Genomic DNA, 18,610 nt, shown 5'->3' with positions numbered 1-18,610 from the left:
ATCCGACAGGCGGCTTGACCTTCCTTGAGGAATATGCCAGAATATCTGTATGCAAGCAGAACCGTACCGCCCCAATGCCGCCATGATCTTCCGGCGCAGCGACGGCCGTATCCTCGTCTGCGAACGCAGCAAACCTGCGGGTGCATGGCAATTCCCGCAGGGAGGAATCGACTCGGGAGAAACCGCCGAAGAAGCCGCCGTCCGAGAAAGCATGGAGGAAATCGGCTATCCGCCGTCCGTCTATGAAATCGTCTTCTCGCGCAGCGGCTACCGCTACCGCTACCCCGAAGAAGCCAAAGGCCGCATCCATAAAAAACGCGGCATCTCCTACATCGGACAGGAACAAACCTACTTCATGTGCCAATTGCAGCAGCCTGCGCCTGCACCCGTCATCGACGGTCGCGAATTCCGCGACTACAAATGGATCTACCCGGAAGAATTCGACATGAACTGGCTTCCCGAATTCAAAAAAGACGTCTATCGGCAAGTCCTCAAAGACTTCTTCGGCATCGACGCATGACCCCCATCGCCCACCTCCGCACCGCCTACCCCGAAAAATTCGGAGTACCCCGCCAAAGCCGCCTCGTCCCCTCCGCACAGGCGCGCCTCGTCTTCGAACCTCCCTACCGCCACGAAGACTGCATCCGAGGACTCGACGCCTTCACCCACCTCTGGCTCATCTGGGAATTCAGCCGCAACGCCGGGCACCCGTGGAACCCCACCGTCCGTCCTCCCCGGCTCGGGGGCAACACCCGGCTCGGCGTCTTCGCCACCCGCTCCCCCTTCCGCCCGAATCCCATCGGACTCTCCGCCGTCGTCCTTGAGGGCATCGACCGCGATACTCCGGAAGGCCCCATCCTCCTCATCAGAGGAGCCGACCTCGTGGACGGCACCCCCATCTACGACATCAAACCCTACATCCCCTACGCCGACTCCATCCCCGAAGCCACCGGGGGCTTCACCGACAGCGAACAATGGCAGCCACTGGAAACCGCCTTCGCTCCCGGCCTCGAACTCCCGCCCGCCTGCACCCCGGCATGGCGGCAAACCCTCATCGAAACCCTCGCGCAGGACCCTCGCCCAGCCTACCAGAACGACCCGGACCGCCTCTACCACCTCATCCTCTCTCCCTGCGAAATCACCTTCCGCGTCGTCGGCAGCGCCGCCATCGTCACCGCCGTCTCACTCCATGGATAACCACCTCCAAGCAAGACTCGGCGCCGCATTCGACCGCAACTTCCGCGAACACGGCGAAATCGGCGCCTCCGTCTCCGTCTGGCAACACGGCAAGCTCCTTCTGGAACTCCACGGCGGACTCGCCGACAAAAAAACGGCAGCCCCTTGGACCGCCTCCACCCTCATCCCCATCTACTCCGCCACCAAATGCGCCTCGGCGGCCACCCTCCTGCTCGCCCTGCACCGCCGCGGACTCACCGCCGACCTGCCGGCAGGCGAACTCTGGCCCCGCTTCCCGGCACCGCAGCTCACCATCGCGCAAATACTCTCCCATCAGGCCGGACTCGCCGCCTTATCCCGGCAGGCGAACATCTTCGACCTCGACGACTGCATCGACGCCATCGAACACACCCGCCCGGCATGGCGCCCCCCGGCACACGGCTACCACCCGCACACCTTCGGCCCCATCCTCGACGGACTCATGCGCTCCCTCACCGGAACCCGCATCGGGCCGTGGTGGGAAGAAAACATCCGCCGCCCACTCGGCCTCGACCTCTACATCGGCTTGCCCGAAAGCGAACACCCCCGCGTCGGCACCCTCTACCCCGGCAAAGCCGCCGGACTCGACCTCGACACCCCATTCTACCGCCAATACCTCGCCAGCGGCACCCCCATCTATCGAGCCTTCCACAGCCTGTCCGGCATCGATTCCGTCCGAGCCATGAACACCCCGGCGGCATGGACATCCGCTTCCCCGGCCAGCGGCGGCATCGCCACGGCAGCCGGCCTCGCCCGCTTCTACCAAATCCTGCTGGGGCACGACGCACCACACCTCTTCCCTCCCTCAGTTCTGCACGACCTTGCCACCATCCGCACGCAGGGCGACGACCTCACCCTCCTCACCCCCACCGCCTTCTCCTGCGGAGCCATGCTCGACCCGGCCGACCCGGCCGACCCGGCCACAGGCCTGCCCCTGCGCCGCCTCTTCGGAGGCACGGGCTTCGGCCACGCCGGAGCCGGAGGCTCCCACGCCTTCGCCCGGCCCTCCTCCGGCCTCAGCTTCGCCTACACCATGAACCAGATGGAACTCAGCGTCCTTCCCGCCCGTAAAACCACGGTGCTTTTATCCGCCCTGCTGCAGGAAACCTGACTCTTTTCCCATAAAAAATCCTCTGCCGCTACATACGGCAGAGAATCATTCTTCAATCATTTCAAAATTCACTTCCGGCGGCGAAAAGCAAACAGGCCCATGCCGAAAAGTCCAAGCATGGCTGTAGAAGGCTCGGGAACGAGCTCGCTCATCCTGGCCACAGCCACGGCATTCACGCCCGAACGGCTTCCGCCATTCAAGGTAAACGTCACGCTGCCGGAGCCATCCGCAATGATATTCTCGTATTTCAACACGGCTACCTGATCGCTGGCGCACACATAATTGGAATTGACATTCATATCCGTATAACCGACTTCCGATCCGGCAGCCGTACCGGCAGTCGTCGCCGTATAGCGTGAAAGGGAGGATTGAGCATCCGTATAGGTATTGGCCAATTGAACCCCATTGGTATAGGTATTGCCACCCAGGCCGATTACGATGTAGAAGCAATAGCGCTCACCGCTCGTAAGACCATTGAATTTCATCGTATTATTCGTTTGCCCGCCATTCTTGAGACCATCGCCCCATACGGTCTGGGATATGGGAGCGCTCAATCCGAGCCTGTAGCTCATCTCCTGCAGCACCGTACCGGAAAAACCATGGAACTTTCCGGACTCCCATTTCACATTGGTCGTCTGGCTCTGAGCAAAAAGATTGCCTCCGCCTGCCAGAACCATGCTGATTCCATCTGCGCCGTTGTAGGTATTCCAATTATTGTTAACCTGTGTCCATCCGGACGTATCATTCGCGCCCATATCGAACAAAGCGGCACCTTGTGCCATTGTCAATGAACACGCAACTGCAACGAGTGAAATAATTTTTTTCATAAGAAATATAGGCCGTACGACTATATAATACCGGATTTTGAATCTGCTGTCAATCATCAAAACCGAAAAAATGTTCGTTTTTATTATATTGTGAAGAAAAAAGCGGTTCCTTTGATCTTCCATATTTATAGGAAAACGATTTTGAACCAAAAATATAATATTTCTTATTCATTCAATTCGAGATAGTTGCTTGTTTGATACATGATAACGGATTCAAAATCCGAATCTTTCCGAAAAGTTGGAGGAACCGCTTCATTCTTGACTTTTTTCACATGCAGGGCATACACTGCGTGCATGCGTTTGCAATACTATTCCGACGAAGAAGGCGAAAGCGTCATCGGCCTGTGGGTACCGAAAAGAAACTGCTTCATCGACGTCACCGATCAGGAAGAACAACTCTGGACCTGCATGCTTCCCGGCGCAGCCTCGAAAAAAATGCGCAAGGAAATCGAAACATGGATCTCGCAGGGCGCACCGAAAGGAGTCCCCGTCGATATGGACGGTCTCGTCGTCTCCTCCGCCCTCCACGTCCTCCCCGGCACCATCGCCTGCCTCGGAAAAAGCTATGCCGCCCATGCCATGGAGTTCAGCGGCGACGCCCCCACCGAACCCTCCATCTTCCTCAAAGCAGTCTCCGCCATCAGCTCAGACCTCGAAGAAGTATTGCGCCCCGTCGGCAGCACCAAGCTGGATTATGAAGTCGAACTCGCCGTCATCCTCGGCGACACCCTCAAGAACGCCACCGAAGAGGAAGCCGCCCGCGCCATCGTCGGCTACACCCTCATGTGCGACTACTCCGAACGCGCCTTCCAACTCGAACGAGGCGGCCAGTGGACCAAGGGCAAAAGCTACGAAAGCTTCGCTCCCTTCGGCCCCGTCCTCGTCACCAAAGACGAAATCCACGCCCCGGACAACCTCGTCCTCACCCTCAAAGTCAACGGCGAAATCCGCCAGCAGGACACCACAGCATCCCTCATCTGGCCAGTGGCGAAACTCGTCGCCTACGTCTCGCAATTCATGACCCTGAACCCCGGCGACGTTATCTCCACCGGCACGCCCAGCGGAGTCGGCCACGGCATGACCCCGCCCCAGTACCTCCAGCCCGGCGACGTCGTCGAATTCGGATGCGACAAAATCGGCTGGGTTCGGCAGCACGTCGTCCAGGATACGGCTGACTGATGCCCCGGCAAATTTGCATTGCAATCCATCCCTTCATCCATATACTCATCTTATGCCATACGATTTGATTGTCATCGGCGGCGGTCCCGCTGGATATGTGGGCGCCATCAAAGCCGCCCAGCTTGGAAAAAGCGTCGTCTGCGTCGAAAAGGAACGCGTCGGCGGCACCTGCCTGAACTGGGGCTGCATCCCGACCAAAGCCCTCCTCAAAAACGCCGAAGTCTATGAAACGCTGGCGAAAAAAGCAGCTGAATTCGGCATGAAAGTCGATGGCTTCTCCGTCGACTGGAGCGAAGTCATCGGCCGCTCCCGCAAAATCAGCGACCGCCTCGCGGGCGGCGTCGGCTTCCTCTTCAAAAAGAACAAAATCGACTCCGTCGAAGGCGAAGCCGCCATCACCGCTCCCGGCAAAGTCCAGGTCACGGCGGCGGACGGTACCGTCACCACGCTCGAAGGCACAAACATCATGATCTGCACGGGCGCCGTCACGCGCAACGTACCCGCCTTCCCCATCAACGGCAAAACCGTCATCGGCTCCCGGGAAGCCCTCGTCCTGCCCGAACTGCCGAAAAGCATGATCGTCATCGGTTCCGGAGCCATCGGTTCCGAATTCTCGAACCTCTACCACACCTTCGGCACGGAAGTCACCCTCATCGAAGCCCTGCCCCGCATCCTCCCGAACGAAGACGACGACTCCTGCCAGGCCCTCGAACGCGCCTTCAAAAAACAGGGCATCAAATGCCTCGTCGGAGCCAAAGTCGAAAGCCTCTCCACCACGGACAACTCCGTCACCGCCACCGTCACCACCAAAACGGGCAAAACGGAAGAAATCACGGCGGATGTCTGCCTCGTCGCCGTCGGCGTCCAGCCCGTCGTCCCGCAGGCACCCGGCCTCGAACTCACCGACCGCGGCTTCATCAAGGTGGACTCGCGCTACGCCACCAGCATCCCCGGCGTCTATGCCACGGGCGACTGCATCGGCGGCGTCCTTCTTGCCCACACCGCATCCTTCGAAGCCGTCCAGGCCGTCCAGGGCATGTTCGATCCCGCCTACCAGCCCAAACAGGTCGTCAACTTCCCGAGCTGCACCTACTGCCACCCGCAGGTCGCCTCCGTCGGCAAAACGGAACGCGCCCTCAAGGAAGCGGGAATCGAATACAAAGCCGGCAAATTCCCCTTCCAGGCCCTCGGCAAAGCCGTAGCCTCCGGAGAAACGGAAGGCTTCGTCAAACTCCTCTTCGGCAAGGAACACGGAGAACTCCTCGGCGCACACATCGTCGGCGACAACGCCACGGAACTCATCGCCACGCTCGACCTCGGCCTCACCGCCGAACTCACGGACGAAGACATCCACTCCACCATCTTCGCCCACCCCACCCTCTCCGAAGCCATCCACGAAGCCACCCTTGCTGCGGACGGCCACGCCATCCACGCATAACCCGGCATCCCCCAACTGCCCATGGCCGGACAATTCGACGACAAACGCTGATCGCAGGCTCCCCTCGGGGAGCCTGCCGCATGGCCGCAACCGGAAGCCCGGCATCAGAAAGTTGGCATCATCGACAAAAAACTTTCCCCATAACCCACCCTCGACACCTCCCACCGTGCAACAACTATTCTACTACCAAAAAGACGACGGCCAGGCCGAAGGCCCGTACACATGGCCGGAAATCCAGCAATTGCGAACCCAGCAAATCATTCAGGACGAAACGCCGATCCGGCAGGAAACCTGCAATACATGGGTGCCCTACCACCGGATCGTCATCTTCGTCAAGCCATCGCTCAAACCATCATTTGAATTCCCGGACAACCCAGCCATTCCGCTCCTCTGCCTCATCGCTGCGGCATGGGTACTGTTCGGACTGTGGTCGCTCTTCGGCGGCAGTGAAACGGATCCCCAGACGCGCAGCACATTTGGTACCATCCTTGTGTTTCTTTCCGCAGGCGCAGGCTGCTACTGTCTGGCCGCCATCCTCAAATGGTTCGTCGCTTGCATCAAATCGTCGCATGCCCACTCCGCACAGCCGGCGTACATCCCCTTCCACCTCCTCTCCGCATTGTGGATCATCTTCGGATTCTGGATGCCGTTCGTACAACCCGGATCGTCTGTACACACCATAGCCATCTGCCTTTCCGTCTTGATCCTCCTTTCCACGGCTGTATTCTTCCACTGGATGGCCTCCATCCTCAAATGGCTGGCAATCTTCGCCGAATCGTCTACCTCAGGCCCCTCCCGCACGGCATACATACTCTGCCGCCTCATCACGGCATCATGGGTCATGGCCGGAATATGGACACTGGTCGCGCGAAGCGGATCGTCGCCGCAGGCACTGTCCACATGCCTCACCGTACTCACCTACTTCTCCACAGCCGTCTTCTTCTACTGGTCGGCCGCCATCCTCCAATGCCTCATCAGCCGGGCAGGACGCCGCGCCGGATAACCTCCTCACGCTGCCCCACTTCGTCACACACCTCCGCCTCACCATGTTCGATCATCCGTTAAGCCATCCTGCGAACGAGTCGCCCCGCCGCCGCCTCGCGGGAGGGGCATTCTCCCTGCTGTTGGGTGCAGCAAGAATCGCATGCTCGGCTCTACTCTTCATGATACTGGTAGCCGGAGGAATCTATCTGAGCGGAATCCTGCTCACGGGCATCCTGCACCTCTCCCGCACCTTCTGATGCCACAGCGCATCATCGATACACCACGCACGAATGAAGAAAAAATACTATTACGATCAGGACGGCACCAAAGAAGGCCCCTTCACCGCCCGGGAAATCCAGCAACTCCTCTACGAAGGCACCATCGGAACGGATGCATGGATCCGCAGCGAACAAAGCACCACATGGCGCAAACTGGAAGACGTCTCCTTCGACGAACCGGAAGAACCCGCCGCTGCCGATCCCTCCTCCCGGAAAGCGGCCGCCATGGCCATGCTCGGTTCCCTCACATGGAAGACGAAGCTCCTGCTGGCCATCCTCATCATCGTCCTCCTTCCCCTCATCATCCTCATCGGCATCGTCAGCCTCATCATCCGCACACTCCGCAAAATATAACCTTTTCTTTGCCATGAGAGCTGTTTATCCTTGAAAGAATAAGGGTATCCATTACACTCTAGCGCATATCTATGTCTGAACACAAAGAACGCAAGACCCTCGAAGAACGGAATCAGGCTTCCGATCTGGAACGTCTGCGCCATTCCTGCGCCCATATTCTGGCGACCGCCATCTGCCGGCTCTGGCCCAATGCCCAGCTTGCAGGCGGACCCGCCGTCGAAAACGGGTTCTATTATGACGTGGACCTCGACCACAAAATCTCCACCGAAGACTTCGAAACAATCGAAGCCGAAATGAAGAAAATCGTGAAAGAGAACCAGACATTCGAGCGTCGCACCGTCACTCGCGCCGAAGCGCTTGCCATGGCGGCAAGCGGTGCCCTTGGCGCAAACGGCCCCCGCAGCGTTCCTTCCCAATTCAAAATAGACCTGCTCGAGCGCATCCCCGACGACGAAGAAATCACCGTCTATGCCAACGGCGACTTCACCGACCTTTGCGCCGGCCCCCACGTCGGACGCACGGGCAACTGCAAAGCCTTCAAAATCATGAGCGTGGCCAGCGCCTTCTATCAGGGGGACAAAACGCGGCCCATGCTCCAGCGCGTCTACGGCACCTGCTTCCCGAACAAAACCCAGCTTGAAGAACACCTTGCCCGCATCGAAGAAGCGCGCAAACGCGACCATCGCCGCATCGGCCGTGAAATGGGACTCTTTACCATCGACGAAGCCGTCGGCCAGGGCCTCATCCTCTGGAAGCCGAAAGGCGCCCTCGTCCGCCGCTCCCTGCAGGACTTCATCACCGAAGAACTCGACAGGCTCGGCTACTCGCAGGTCTACACCCCGCACATCGGCAAGCTCGACCTCTACCGCACCTCCGGCCACTTCCCGTACTACTGCGAAAGCCAGTTCCCGCCCATCGCCGAACGCGAAACCATCGAAAGACTCTGCAAGGAGGAAGCCTCCTGTGCCGAACTCTTCAACGGCCTCACCACGGGCACCATCGAGGGCTACATGCTCAAACCGATGAACTGCCCGCACCACATCAAAATCTACGCGAGCGACGCCCACTCCTACCGCGACCTCCCCGTGCGCCTTGCCGAATTCGGCACCGTATACCGCTGGGAACAAAGCGGTGAACTCGGCGGCATGACCCGCGTCCGCGGCTTCACGCAGGACGACGCCCACATCTTCTGCACCCCCGAACAAATCGGGCAGGAAGTGCGCCAGTGCCTCGGCATCGTCAAAACAATCCTCGGGACCCTGCAGATGAACGACTACCGCGTCCGGCTCTCCCTGCGCGACCCAGACAGCTCCAAATACGTCGGCTCACCCGAAAACTGGGACCTCGCCGAAGCAGCCCTCCGCAAGGAAGTGGTGGAACTCGGAGCCGAATGGACCGAAGAACCCGGAGAAGCCGCCTTCTACGGCCCGAAAATCGACTTCATCGTCCGCGACTGCATCGGCCGCGAATGGCAGCTCGGCACCGTACAGGTAGACTACAACCTCCCCGAACGCTTCAACCTCCATTACACCGGAGCGGACAACAAACCGCACCGCCCCGTCATGGTACACCGCGCCCCCTTCGGCTCCATGGAACGCTTCACCGGCCTCCTCATCGAACACTTCGAAGGCAAATTCCCCACATGGCTCGCGCCCGAACAGGTGCGCATCCTCCCCATCTCGGAAAAAGTCGCCGAAGCAGCCGAAGAACTGCGCCGCACCTTCGCCGCACAGGGCATCCGCATCACCCTCGACGCCACACCCGACAAAATCGGTGCGAAAATCCGCAACGCCCAGCTCGACAAAGTGCCGTACATGCTCGTCATCGGCCAGCGTGAAGCCGAAGAAGGAAAAGTCTCCGTGCGCCACCGCGACCTCGGCGACCTCGGCACCCATTCCGGCGCCGACTTCCTCGCCGCATTGAAAGACGAACTTGCCGCACGCCTCATCAGGCCAGCCTTCCAGCCCGTACAAAAATAGTAAGTATTCATACCAACCAGACACAACGTGCCTAAACCAACAAGCAACAATAACTCCCAAGACCGCCGACGCAACAACCAGCGCGGCGACCAGACCCGCGTCAACGACCGCATCCGCGCGCCGCGCGTCCGCGTTGTCACCGCCAAGGGCGAACAGCTCGGCGTCATGAACACCCGCGATGCGCTCGAACGCGCCAAGGCCATCGGCCTCGACCTCGTGGAAGTGGCGGCCTCCGCCGACCCGCCCGTCTGCCGCATCATCGACTACGGCAAGTACAAATACCTGCAGGCCAAACTGCAGAAAAACAACAAGGCCAAAATCGTGAAGATGAAAGAGGTCAAACTCCGCATCGGCACGGATGTCAACGACTACAACGTCAAAATGGCTCGTACGGAAAGCTTCCTCGACCATGGGCACAAGGTGCGCTTCCAGCTCCGCTTCCGCGGGCGTGAAAACGCCCACCATGAACTCGGCTTCGAAGTACTCAACAAAGTCATTGAAGACATGAAAACCATGGCTCAGGTGGATCAGCCTCCGCGCCTCGGCGGCAACACCCTCACCATGGCACTTTCTCCCTTGCCCGCCGCACAGCGAGTCAAAAAATTCAAGGCTCACCTCGACGAAGGCTTCGACGCGGATTCGGAAGAATACGACGAAGGCAACGACAGCTCGGACAACGAAGAATAAAAACACCCGTCCTCACCGCTTCAAAGCCGGCTCTCCCCCTGCGGAGAACCGGCTTTTTCCATACACGCGCCTGTGGCCGTAAACCCGGGCATCTCGCTTGACTCTTCCATGATAATGAGGCATAATTCCTTCGTTATGTTGAAAGGAATCTCCCCCGTCATCAGCCCCGAACTCCTGAAAACCCTCGCCGAAATGGGCCATGGCGACGAAATCGTCTTCTCCGATGCCCACTTCCCCGGCCACACATTCAATGCCAACGTCCTCCGGGCCGACGGCCTCGGCGCCGACACCCTCCTTGCCGGCCTCATCCCCCTCTTCGAACTCGATGCCTACGCCACCCCCGTCATCATGATGGAAGCAGTTCCCGGCGACTCGCTCGACCCCTCCGTCGAAGCCAAATACCGCAAAGCTCTCGGTTATCAAGGCACCGTCGAACGCATTGAACGCTATGCCTTCTACGAACGCGCCAAACAGGCCTACGCCGTCGTCATCACCGGAGAAACCGCCAAATACGGCAACATCATCCTCAAAAAAGGCGTCACCCCCGTCGCCTGAACTCTGCCGCCATGTACCGCATCTGCAAACGCATCGAACTGGAAAGCGGCCACCTGCTCTCCAAACATCCGGGCAACTGCCAATTCCCGCACGGCCACACCCGCAGCGTCGAAATGGTCTTCGCCGCCGAAGAGCTCGACGCCAACGACATGGTCATGGACTTCAAAGCCATCAAGGAAATGCTGGGAGACTTCCTCACCCGGTTCGACCATGCCCTCTGCATGAACACGGACGACCCGAACTACGAAACCTTCCGCACAGCCTACGGAGACCGCGTCATCCCCTTCACCAGCAAAGACCCCACCAGCGAAGTCATGGCTCGCACCGTCTTCATCCAGGCAAGCTCCGCCCTTGCGGATGCCATCGAAGGCAAATACGCCTACCCGGTACGCCCCAGCGTCCGGCTCGAACGAGTCCGCGTCTGGGAAACCAGCAGCTCATGGGCCGAATACTCCGCACATTGACATGACCGGAGACAACTGGATGCAGCAGGAACTGGATGCCCTCGAAGCCTCCGGCAACCTGCGAACGCTTAAAACCGTCGAACCTGCCGGCAAACACCTCCTCTACCAAGGCAGAAAATACCTCAACCTCTCCTCCAACGACTACCTCGGCCTCTCCGAAACATCGCTGCAGGCCGACTTCGCCCGCGACACCCTCTCCAGCATCGACTGGACCCGCGAATACCTCTTCAGCAACCCGGCCTCACGCCTCATGACAGGCAACAGCCGCCACTACGAAGAACTCGAAACCTCCCTCTCCACCCTCTACGGCGGCCGCAACGCCCTCGTCCTCAGCTCCGGCTTCCTCGTCAACTCCGGCCTCCTCCCCGCCCTCGCCCGCAAAGGCGACCTCATCCTGGCGGACAAACTCGTCCATGCCTCCGTCATCGAAGGCCTCCGCCTCGGCGAAGCCGAATGGAAACGATACCGCCACAACGACATGGACCACCTCGAAACACTCCTTCGAGGTGCAGAAAACCGCACCGTATGGGTCGTCACCGAATCCGTCTTCAGCATGGACGGCGACATCGCGCCGCTCCGGCAACTCGCCGACCTCAAAAACAAATACGGCTTCAAACTCTACATCGACGAAGCCCACGCCTTCGGCGCAATCGGCCCTTCCGGAGCCGGACTCGCCGCCGAACTCGGCCTCCTCGGCGCATGCGACATCCTCGTCGCCACCTTCGGCAAAGCCGTCTCCTCCGCAGGAGCCTTCGCCATCACCGACCCATTGACCCGGCAATACCTCGTCAACAAAATGCGCCCCCTCATCTTCTCCACGGCCCTTCCCCCCATCACTCTCATGTGGAGCAAATACATCGTCGACCGCCTCCCGGGCCTCGAACACCTCCGGCAGCACCTCCGCACCCTGCGCGCCATCATCGAACGGCAACTCGGCATCCCCGCCCCCACCCACATCATCCCCCTCCCTGCCGGAAGCAACGAACGCGCCCTCTCCATGGCCGAACAAGGCAGGCAGGCAGGCTACTGGCTCACCGCCATCCGCTACCCCACCGTACCGCAGGGCACCGCGCGCATCCGCCTCTCCCTCACCGCCGCCCTCACCGAACAGGACATCCGAACCTTCTGCAGCACATGCAACAACATTGGCTGAACCGCAGCAACAGCGGCAAACTCATCATCTACGCCCTCGGCTGGGCCAGTACACCCGATGCCGTCGCACACATCCATACACCGGACTACGACATCCTCTGCCTCTACGACTACCGCAGCATCTCCCCCCTCACACCCGAAGACTTCTCCGGCTACAGCCACATCACCCTCTTCGCCTGGTCCTTCGGAGTCTGGGTCTCCGAACGCATCGCCTCCGGCCTCCCGCTGGCCCGAGCCATCGCCCTCAACGGCACCCCCCTCCCCGTCAGCGACGAATACGGCATGCGCCTCCGCGTCGTCCTCCGCACCATGCAGGGCCTCAAACGCGTCGGCATGGCACCCTTCAACGAAAAAACATACGGAGGACTCGAAAACATGCCCGCCCTCCAATACCCCGACCGCAGCATCGACGAAAAAATCGACGAACTCAACTACCTCGCCGAACAGGCCAAAGCCGACTCCACCCCTATCATCCCGTGGGACAAAGCCTACATCGCCGACCAAGACGAAATCTTTCCCCCTGCCAAAATGGAAGCCTACTGGCACAGCCGCGGCCTCGGCACCCCCTTCCATGCCTACCACTACCCCTTTGCTGACCCCGCCATCGTCCTGAACGAACTGCCGGAATGAACATCGACAAACAACTCGTCAGCCAACGCTTCGGCCGCAACCTCGCCACCTACCACGAACAGGCCGTCGTCCAGCGAGACATAGCGGACACCCTCGCTTCATCGCTCCTCGCCGCCAGTCCCGCCCTGCACATCCGCCGTGCCATGGAAATAGGCATCGGCACCGGCTTCCTCACCCGCCACCTCCTCGCCGCCTGCCCCGAAGCCGAATGGCACCTCAACGACATCACCCCGGAAGCCTTCCGATGGATCGACGAACTCGGCCACCCAGGTGCCATCCACTACCACCCCGGCGACGCTGAAACCATCCCCTACCCGGAAAGCCTCGACCTCATCGCCTCGGCCTCCGCCGTCCAGTGGTTCGACGACATCCCCGCCTTCCTGGCGAAAGCACACGCCGCCCTCGTTCCCGGCGGCATCCTCGCAGTCAGCACCTTCGGACCTGAAAACTTCGTGGAAATTCGCCACATCCTCAACCGGGGTCTCGAATACCCCACACTCGAAACCCTCCGGCAATGGGCCTCACAAACCGGTTACCGCATCCTCCACGCCCACGGCTGGACCCGCCGCCTCACCCTCGGCACCCCGCTCGATGTCCTCCGCCACATCAAAAAAACAGGCGTCAACGGCACCCGGTCCGAAACATGGAACCGCCGCACCCTTGCCGACTTCCACACCAACTACAACACCCGCTACGCCGACCCGGAAGGCAACATCCCCCTCAGCTACCACCCCATCGTCCTGATCCTGCAAAAATGATCTGCAACCATTTCGGACTACGGTTTGCTACACTTTTTTAACCCAGTTCGGACTTTTTAGACTTATTTTAAGCCATAATTACCTTTAATCTGGGCCAAACCAAAAACACGTCAACCTATTTATTTTCAATATTTTTGAGTGGTAGGGGCGCAGGGGTTCGAACCCTGGACCAAAGGATTATGAGTCCTCTGCTCTAACCGCTGAGCTACACCCCCTCAAATGAAGAAGATACAGGACGATATAACAGGATGGCCTTTTCAGCAAGTTTGAAATTAGTCATGTGGATTGCTTTTCAACTTTTCAGCCTGCAGGCCTGTCCTGAGGCATTTTGATGAGAGCATGTATCATTCTTTCCGAAACGTGATTCCTCCGAACAAACAGATTGCTTGCCGTATGAGTACGGAGGCCACTTGCCCGTCAGTTGCGATATTCTGCCTGCTTTCACCAACATCAAGCAAGTTCTCCCTCAGTCAAACCGGATCATGGATCCAGGCCATGCCGTATGTAGTTTATCTTCAAGCAAATCTCGGTACGTTCGATAATCCTCCGGATTGCGTATGCCCACCACGCTGCCACCCTGATCGAGCTTTCGGCAGATATGGCTTTCAATCCTCCCATCTTCATGTTGGATCAACCGATTGAGTAAATCGACCAGCCCATCGAATCGCAAATGGTCATACTGTGATATGACGAGGATGACCGGTATCCCCATGCCCAGGCACGGTAGAGCGCAATGAATGCGCGACGTAATCACAAGTGCGGCCTGCCTGTATGTTTCCAGCAATTGTTCGGCCGCCTGAAAACGTTCATCCTGACTCGTTTCCAGAGTTGTCAACTGGGTACAGATATCGACATCACGCAGGTTGTAGATGTGCCCCCACTCTTCACGCAGGCAGCGCGCAATAGGCGTATCGGCGGCTATGTCGAAATCGCAGCACAAGACGCGACCGTTCCCGCCTGCCCACTGCCTGCTTCTCCCCAGTGTCAAGGTCATGCATCCCGAGAAGTAAGCTTTGATACCGTGTTCCAGAAGGATTTTCTGCGTCGACAGATCCCGACACCCGACAGGTTCGTTTCTTTTCAGATAGCCGAGCATGGAGGGCGTCAACTTGCAGGGATTATTCACATGGTATGCAATAAACAGAGGATTAATGCAGGCAGACAATTCATGCACGCCCGGACATACCCACCACCAACCGTTCATGATCATGTTGACCGGAAGTCCCGCATAGTAGGCGATTTCATCGCGTGGAATGTATGTATCGATTCGCGAAAGATACTGGCGGGCAGCCAAAGACTGGATATAGTCCCCCAGATTGACACAATCACAATCGTAATAATCTTCACCGGTATAGTTGTACGACATTAGAGCCCATCCTTCTCTCTGTTCTCTGGCGCGTTCCGGATACGCGATCTGTTTGTAAAGGAGATTGATTTCCGCGCGAAACTTTCCGGCTTCACTCTGCATGCGCTCCTGTTCTTCGCAGATTGTTGCATGCTGCCGTCCAATTTCCCGTTCCTGTTTCTCTGCACGCGTCCCGACTTCCGACAACTGAATATCAATCAGTCGACTATGTTCACTCGCCACCTTCTGATCCTCTTCCAAGAGGTTAATTCTGCCCAGCAGTTTTTCCTCTCGTTCCTCGGCGGATGCCTGCAAGGCATCCATCCGGTTCTGCATCTCAGCCAATCGATCGTTGATGCCGTTCCAATCCGCTATCAATCGTTTTTTCCGGATGAGCCGAAACCGGAAGCCCATGACGCGGACGATTTTCATCCAGCCATCGTACCGCATAGAATATATTCTTTCGAGCCAATTCCGTTTCCCATTCTTCCGATCTTTTGTTGTGCATACTTTGCCGTTCCGGGCGGCGGATATTCCGAAAATATCCGCCACCGTTGATTCCCATTTCCGATCATATTCTCCGTTTCGGATTTGCTGCACGATTCCCAGTTCCCGCATTCCGTCGCGGCGCAAACGCTGCCGTACTTCGCTGCGTGCAGGTTCATCCAGTGTTTTGAGATTCCAAGAGGCGAATTCGATGACCCAATCGGTGTAGCTGGCTGCATAAAGCGGCCAACGTTCCGACCTCTCCAGTGCTTCCCGGAGAAGAATCAGGCAATCATAAAAGCAGAATGGAGCTTTGTTGCGCGAGTTCGACAAGGAATTGCCGACATCAATTCTCTGGGTAACCAGAATATCGTCCAGCCAACAAATACGCTCCGCCTTGAAGAGAGCCGTGAATACGAAATACATGTCTTCGCTGTTGCGCAAGGGGGGAAAGGCTATCCCTTCCCTTCTGATCCATTCCGTCCGGAACACCTTATCCCACGCCCATCCCATGCATATCTGGAAGAGGGATGCAGCGGCATCTTCAGGAGCAAACGGTTGGCAATCCGGCAGGAGATGCGATTTTAACGTCCAAGAAGCCGCCGTCTTGCGCCCTGTTCTCTCGCTGTACTGCCGCGTCCTGAAGATGCACAGATCGGAAGCGGTACGCTTGGCCTGTTCACATGCGCGGCGAAGCATATCGGGATGGAATATATCGTCGGCATCAAGGAAAGAAAGATAATCACCCCGTGCTTTGCCCATGCCTGCATTGCGAGCCGCGCCTGCACCTGCATTTTCCTGCCGGATGATTTGAATGCGGGCATCCCGTGCGGCATATTCTTCCAGAATCGCCAAAGATTTGTCCGTCGATCCGTCGTCGACACAGATGACTTCCAGATTGACCAGAGTCTGTGCCAAAACGGAATCCAGGCAAGGGCGCAGAAAACGGTCTGCATTGTACACGGCAATAATGACCGAAACATCGGGATTCAAGGAAGAATGCATGACAACGGCAAATAAATGTTCAAACGGATCGGGAAGATTGTTTGGAAGCCAACCGTCCTTTGAAAACACGAATTCCAAAGATGCGAATACGCACCCTACCGTCTTTTTTTATCCGGGAATAACAGGCCGAACACAAACGGAGCGCGATTCTGCGAAAGAAAGAATCGCACAATTTCGACAGGATCTCTTTTTCTTCCATCGTCAGAATTCCAGCCGTCCTTCCTCCCTGCCGCCAATCCTCCTGCACGGCACCGCGCATGCGGCACCGTATTTCCTTGTGCAAATGGGCAGGAGCCAATGCAAGATCCCAAAAGTACATGGACAATTTCCTTTTGCAGAGTATGGCGGACAACACATTCCCCTGCAATCCGGCCTGCGCACAGTATGCGTCCATACATGTGAATTCATCGAAGATGCAATATACCTTGGAGGTGTTTTTGACTGAAGAATTGGCATTCGTCTGCCGATACCAATAAAAAGGACGGTTGCTCACGTAGAACTTCCCGGCAGAAAGATAGGTTTTCAGCACAAACCCGGCATCCTGATAGGAAGCTCCGGGAGTTTCATTACACCGGATGCCGCAGCGACGCAACCATGCCAAATCATACAAGGCCGTCCAAATGGACGGGTTGGTGACATACAAGACGGGCGTTTCGAATGCATCGACCAGGCCATCCCGTTTATCCTGCGTCACGGAACGATAGACCTTCCTTTCCGGCTCCCCATCCCAATAATCATACCAGGCTGATTTCGCCAAGGGTACCTCAAACCGTTTCAACGCGGCATACAGTATCCGGAACATATCCCTGTCAATGAAATCGTCCGGTTCCACAATACAGAGGCATTCTCCGGAAGCCAGATCGATCCCTCGGTTGACGGCTTTGCCATAGCCGCCATTGGGTACATGCACAGGCACGATGCGGGCATCCCGTGCGGCATACTCGTCGATGATGGCCGGGCTGCCATCGGTCGAACCGTCATCCAGGCAAATGACTTCGAGTTCGCTCATACTCTGTCCGAGAATGGAATCCAGACACTGGCGCAGGTAGTTCTGTACATTATAGATCGGTACGACAACGGAAACAATAGCTTTCATGGCAGGCAAGGCATCAGGGGTTGATTTTTCGGCAGCGAATACCAAGCACTTTGTAGCGAACGGTACCGCCGGGAGACACATGGCGCCGAAATAGCCGGGAAACGAACCGTTCCCTCCACCTCGGCTTCCGGCAAAGAGGCAGAAGCCTCTGCACCACCCATTCATCCCCTGCGTCGAAGAGATGAAGGTATTGATGAAATCTGCATGCTTTCAATATCGCCCCCGCCAAAATTTCCGCAGGCTTCCTGTCCGCAGCGCTGGACAGCCCTACCTGCCCGGCCAGAAGAACGAAGAACGGCACGGCATACGTATCGAAGCAACGGCATGAGCGCAAATCTTCCGCAATCAGTGAATATACCTCCACCGCCTCGGTGGAATGCGAACAGCCGCCGTTCCGGACTTCGCTGATAATGCTGCTGGGCCGCCGCCGGTAATGATACCATTCACCTTCCAGAATTACTACAGATCGGCAACGGATCGCATAGGCCCAGAAAAACACGTTGTCCTCGTAGCGGTATCCGTCGGGAAACCGGATCCCGTATTGCTCAATCAGGTCGCGCCGATACAATTTATCCCAGGCACAAACGTCGAGAACACGCATCACCGATGCATCCAGAGGACGAAGCCCGGCCATGGGCCTTGCAAAATAGCGGCAATCGCATTCACGCTCCTTTTCACCGGCAGCCACCTCGTATTCCAGACAAACGCCACAAACGGCCAGATCGGCATCATCCGCTTCCATCGCCTCAACAAGCGATGCATACATGCAGGGCTCGATCCAGTCATCCGAATCGACAAACCCCACATATTTGCCATGCGCCGCCGCCAACCCCGTATTACGGGCAGAAGCGAGCCCTCCATTCACCCTGTCGATCACGCGCACTCTTGGATCCCGCACTGCATAAGCACGCAAAATCTCCCCACAGCCATCCGGAGAACCGTCGTTCACACAGATGATTTCAAGATTCGCATATGTCTGATTCACGATGGAATCCATGCATGCGCGCAAATAGAGCTCTACGCGGTAAACGGGTATAATAACGGAAATCAGAGGTAGTACATTCATG

General features: G+C 57.8%; 19 protein-coding genes and 1 tRNA gene. 15 read left to right on the top strand and 5 right to left on the bottom strand.

The genetic code is table 11. The features are described 5' to 3' along the window. Positions 1–49: 49 nt before the first annotated feature. Genes PYTT_RS11490 through PYTT_RS11480 form a run of 3 tightly spaced genes read left to right on the top strand, consistent with a single transcriptional unit; the run spans position 50 to position 2,326 of the window. A complete protein-coding gene (locus tag PYTT_RS11490; protein ID WP_067777670.1) occupies positions 50–520 on the top strand; it encodes an NUDIX domain-containing protein in 471 nt (156 codons plus the stop codon). Further along, entirely contained in the window at positions 517–1,197 is a 681-nt protein-coding gene (tsaA, locus tag PYTT_RS11485; protein WP_067777671.1) for a tRNA (N6-threonylcarbamoyladenosine(37)-N6)-methyltransferase TrmO, read from the top strand. The genes PYTT_RS11490 and tsaA overlap by 4 nt, the downstream gene beginning before the upstream one ends. Further along, on the top strand, positions 1,190–2,326 hold the full coding sequence (locus tag PYTT_RS11480; RefSeq protein WP_067777672.1) for a serine hydrolase domain-containing protein: 1,137 nt from the start codon (positions 1,190–1,192) through the stop codon (positions 2,324–2,326). The genes tsaA and PYTT_RS11480 overlap by 8 nt, the downstream gene beginning before the upstream one ends. A gap of 68 nt (positions 2,327–2,394) precedes the next feature. Here PYTT_RS11480 and PYTT_RS11475 read toward each other — a convergent pair whose 3' ends face one another. Next, the gene (locus tag PYTT_RS11475; RefSeq protein ID WP_172801825.1) at positions 2,395–3,153 is read right to left on the bottom strand and encodes a PEP-CTERM sorting domain-containing protein; all 759 of its coding nucleotides are present in this window, start codon (positions 3,151–3,153) and stop codon (positions 2,395–2,397) included. Between the two features lie 294 nt (positions 3,154–3,447). Between PYTT_RS11475 and PYTT_RS11470 the strand changes: the two genes are divergently transcribed. The 12 genes from PYTT_RS11470 to bioC all read left to right on the top strand — a co-directional run bounded on the left by PYTT_RS11470 (position 3,448) and on the right by bioC (position 13,611). Then, positions 3,448–4,332 (top strand): fumarylacetoacetate hydrolase family protein, encoded by an 885-nt coding sequence (locus PYTT_RS11470; RefSeq protein WP_067777674.1) that lies wholly within the window; start codon positions 3,448–3,450, stop codon positions 4,330–4,332. Between the two features lie 52 nt (positions 4,333–4,384). Then, positions 4,385–5,770 carry a dihydrolipoyl dehydrogenase gene (gene lpdA / locus PYTT_RS11465; protein ID WP_067777675.1) on the top strand — a complete coding sequence of 462 codons (1,386 nt, stop codon included), beginning with the start codon at positions 4,385–4,387 and terminating at the stop codon, positions 5,768–5,770. A gap of 166 nt (positions 5,771–5,936) precedes the next feature. After that, the gene (locus PYTT_RS11460) at positions 5,937–6,773 is read left to right on the top strand and encodes a hypothetical protein (protein ID WP_067777676.1); all 837 of its coding nucleotides are present in this window, start codon (positions 5,937–5,939) and stop codon (positions 6,771–6,773) included. A gap of 43 nt (positions 6,774–6,816) precedes the next feature. Beyond that, the gene (locus PYTT_RS13485; RefSeq protein WP_141675907.1) at positions 6,817–7,011 is read left to right on the top strand and encodes a hypothetical protein; all 195 of its coding nucleotides are present in this window, start codon (positions 6,817–6,819) and stop codon (positions 7,009–7,011) included. Between the two features lie 33 nt (positions 7,012–7,044). Next, positions 7,045–7,386 (top strand): GYF domain-containing protein, encoded by a 342-nt coding sequence (locus tag PYTT_RS11455; protein ID WP_071133494.1) that lies wholly within the window; start codon positions 7,045–7,047, stop codon positions 7,384–7,386. 71 nt (positions 7,387–7,457) lie between these two features. Continuing rightward, positions 7,458–9,365 (top strand): threonine--tRNA ligase, encoded by a 1,908-nt coding sequence (gene thrS / locus PYTT_RS11450; protein WP_067777678.1) that lies wholly within the window; start codon positions 7,458–7,460, stop codon positions 9,363–9,365. A 27-nt stretch (positions 9,366–9,392) separates the two neighbouring features. Then, entirely contained in the window at positions 9,393–10,052 is a 660-nt protein-coding gene (gene infC / locus PYTT_RS11445; RefSeq protein ID WP_067777679.1) for a translation initiation factor IF-3, read from the top strand. A 135-nt stretch (positions 10,053–10,187) separates the two neighbouring features. Next, positions 10,188–10,607: an L-fucose mutarotase gene (gene fucU / locus PYTT_RS11440; protein WP_067777680.1), complete on the top strand. Its 420-nt coding sequence runs from the start codon at positions 10,188–10,190 to the stop codon at positions 10,605–10,607. Positions 10,608–10,618: 11 nt separating this feature from the next. Further along, positions 10,619–11,071 carry a 6-pyruvoyl trahydropterin synthase family protein gene (locus PYTT_RS11435; RefSeq protein WP_067777681.1) on the top strand — a complete coding sequence of 151 codons (453 nt, stop codon included), beginning with the start codon at positions 10,619–10,621 and terminating at the stop codon, positions 11,069–11,071. 1 nt (position 11,072) lies between these two features. Next, positions 11,073–12,224, top strand: a complete 1,152-nt coding sequence (locus PYTT_RS11430) for an aminotransferase class I/II-fold pyridoxal phosphate-dependent enzyme (protein WP_071133493.1) — start codon at positions 11,073–11,075, stop codon at positions 12,222–12,224. Further along, complete coding sequence (locus tag PYTT_RS11425; RefSeq protein ID WP_067775878.1) at positions 12,206–12,853, top strand: pimeloyl-ACP methyl esterase BioG family protein; 648 nt, start codon at positions 12,206–12,208, stop codon at positions 12,851–12,853. The genes PYTT_RS11430 and PYTT_RS11425 overlap by 19 nt, the downstream gene beginning before the upstream one ends. Further along, on the top strand, positions 12,850–13,611 hold the full coding sequence (bioC, locus tag PYTT_RS11420) for a malonyl-ACP O-methyltransferase BioC (protein ID WP_067775882.1): 762 nt from the start codon (positions 12,850–12,852) through the stop codon (positions 13,609–13,611). The genes PYTT_RS11425 and bioC overlap by 4 nt, the downstream gene beginning before the upstream one ends. Before the next feature lie 139 nt (positions 13,612–13,750). Here bioC and PYTT_RS11415 read toward each other — a convergent pair. The 4 genes from PYTT_RS11415 to PYTT_RS11400 form a co-directional block, all read right to left on the bottom strand. Beyond that, positions 13,751–13,826: transfer RNA gene (locus PYTT_RS11415), tRNA-Ile, on the bottom strand. Positions 13,827–14,077: 251 nt separating this feature from the next. Further along, on the bottom strand, positions 14,078–16,516 hold the full coding sequence (locus tag PYTT_RS11410; RefSeq protein WP_141675813.1) for a glycosyltransferase: 2,439 nt from the start codon (positions 16,514–16,516) through the stop codon (positions 14,078–14,080). After that, complete coding sequence (locus PYTT_RS11405) at positions 16,467–17,543, bottom strand: glycosyltransferase family 2 protein (protein ID WP_067775888.1); 1,077 nt, start codon at positions 17,541–17,543, stop codon at positions 16,467–16,469. The genes PYTT_RS11410 and PYTT_RS11405 overlap by 50 nt, the downstream gene beginning before the upstream one ends. A 13-nt stretch (positions 17,544–17,556) precedes the next feature. Further along, positions 17,557–18,609, bottom strand: coding sequence for a glycosyltransferase family 2 protein (locus PYTT_RS11400; RefSeq protein WP_067775890.1), 1,053 nt, complete (start codon positions 18,607–18,609; stop codon positions 17,557–17,559). Between the last annotated feature and the right edge of the window lies 1 nt (position 18,610).

The organism is Neoakkermansia glycaniphila, assembly GCF_900097105.1.
Lineage (GTDB): Bacteria > Verrucomicrobiota > Verrucomicrobiia > Verrucomicrobiales > Akkermansiaceae > Akkermansia > Akkermansia glycaniphila.
This window is presented reverse-complemented; position numbering and strand designations above follow the sequence as displayed.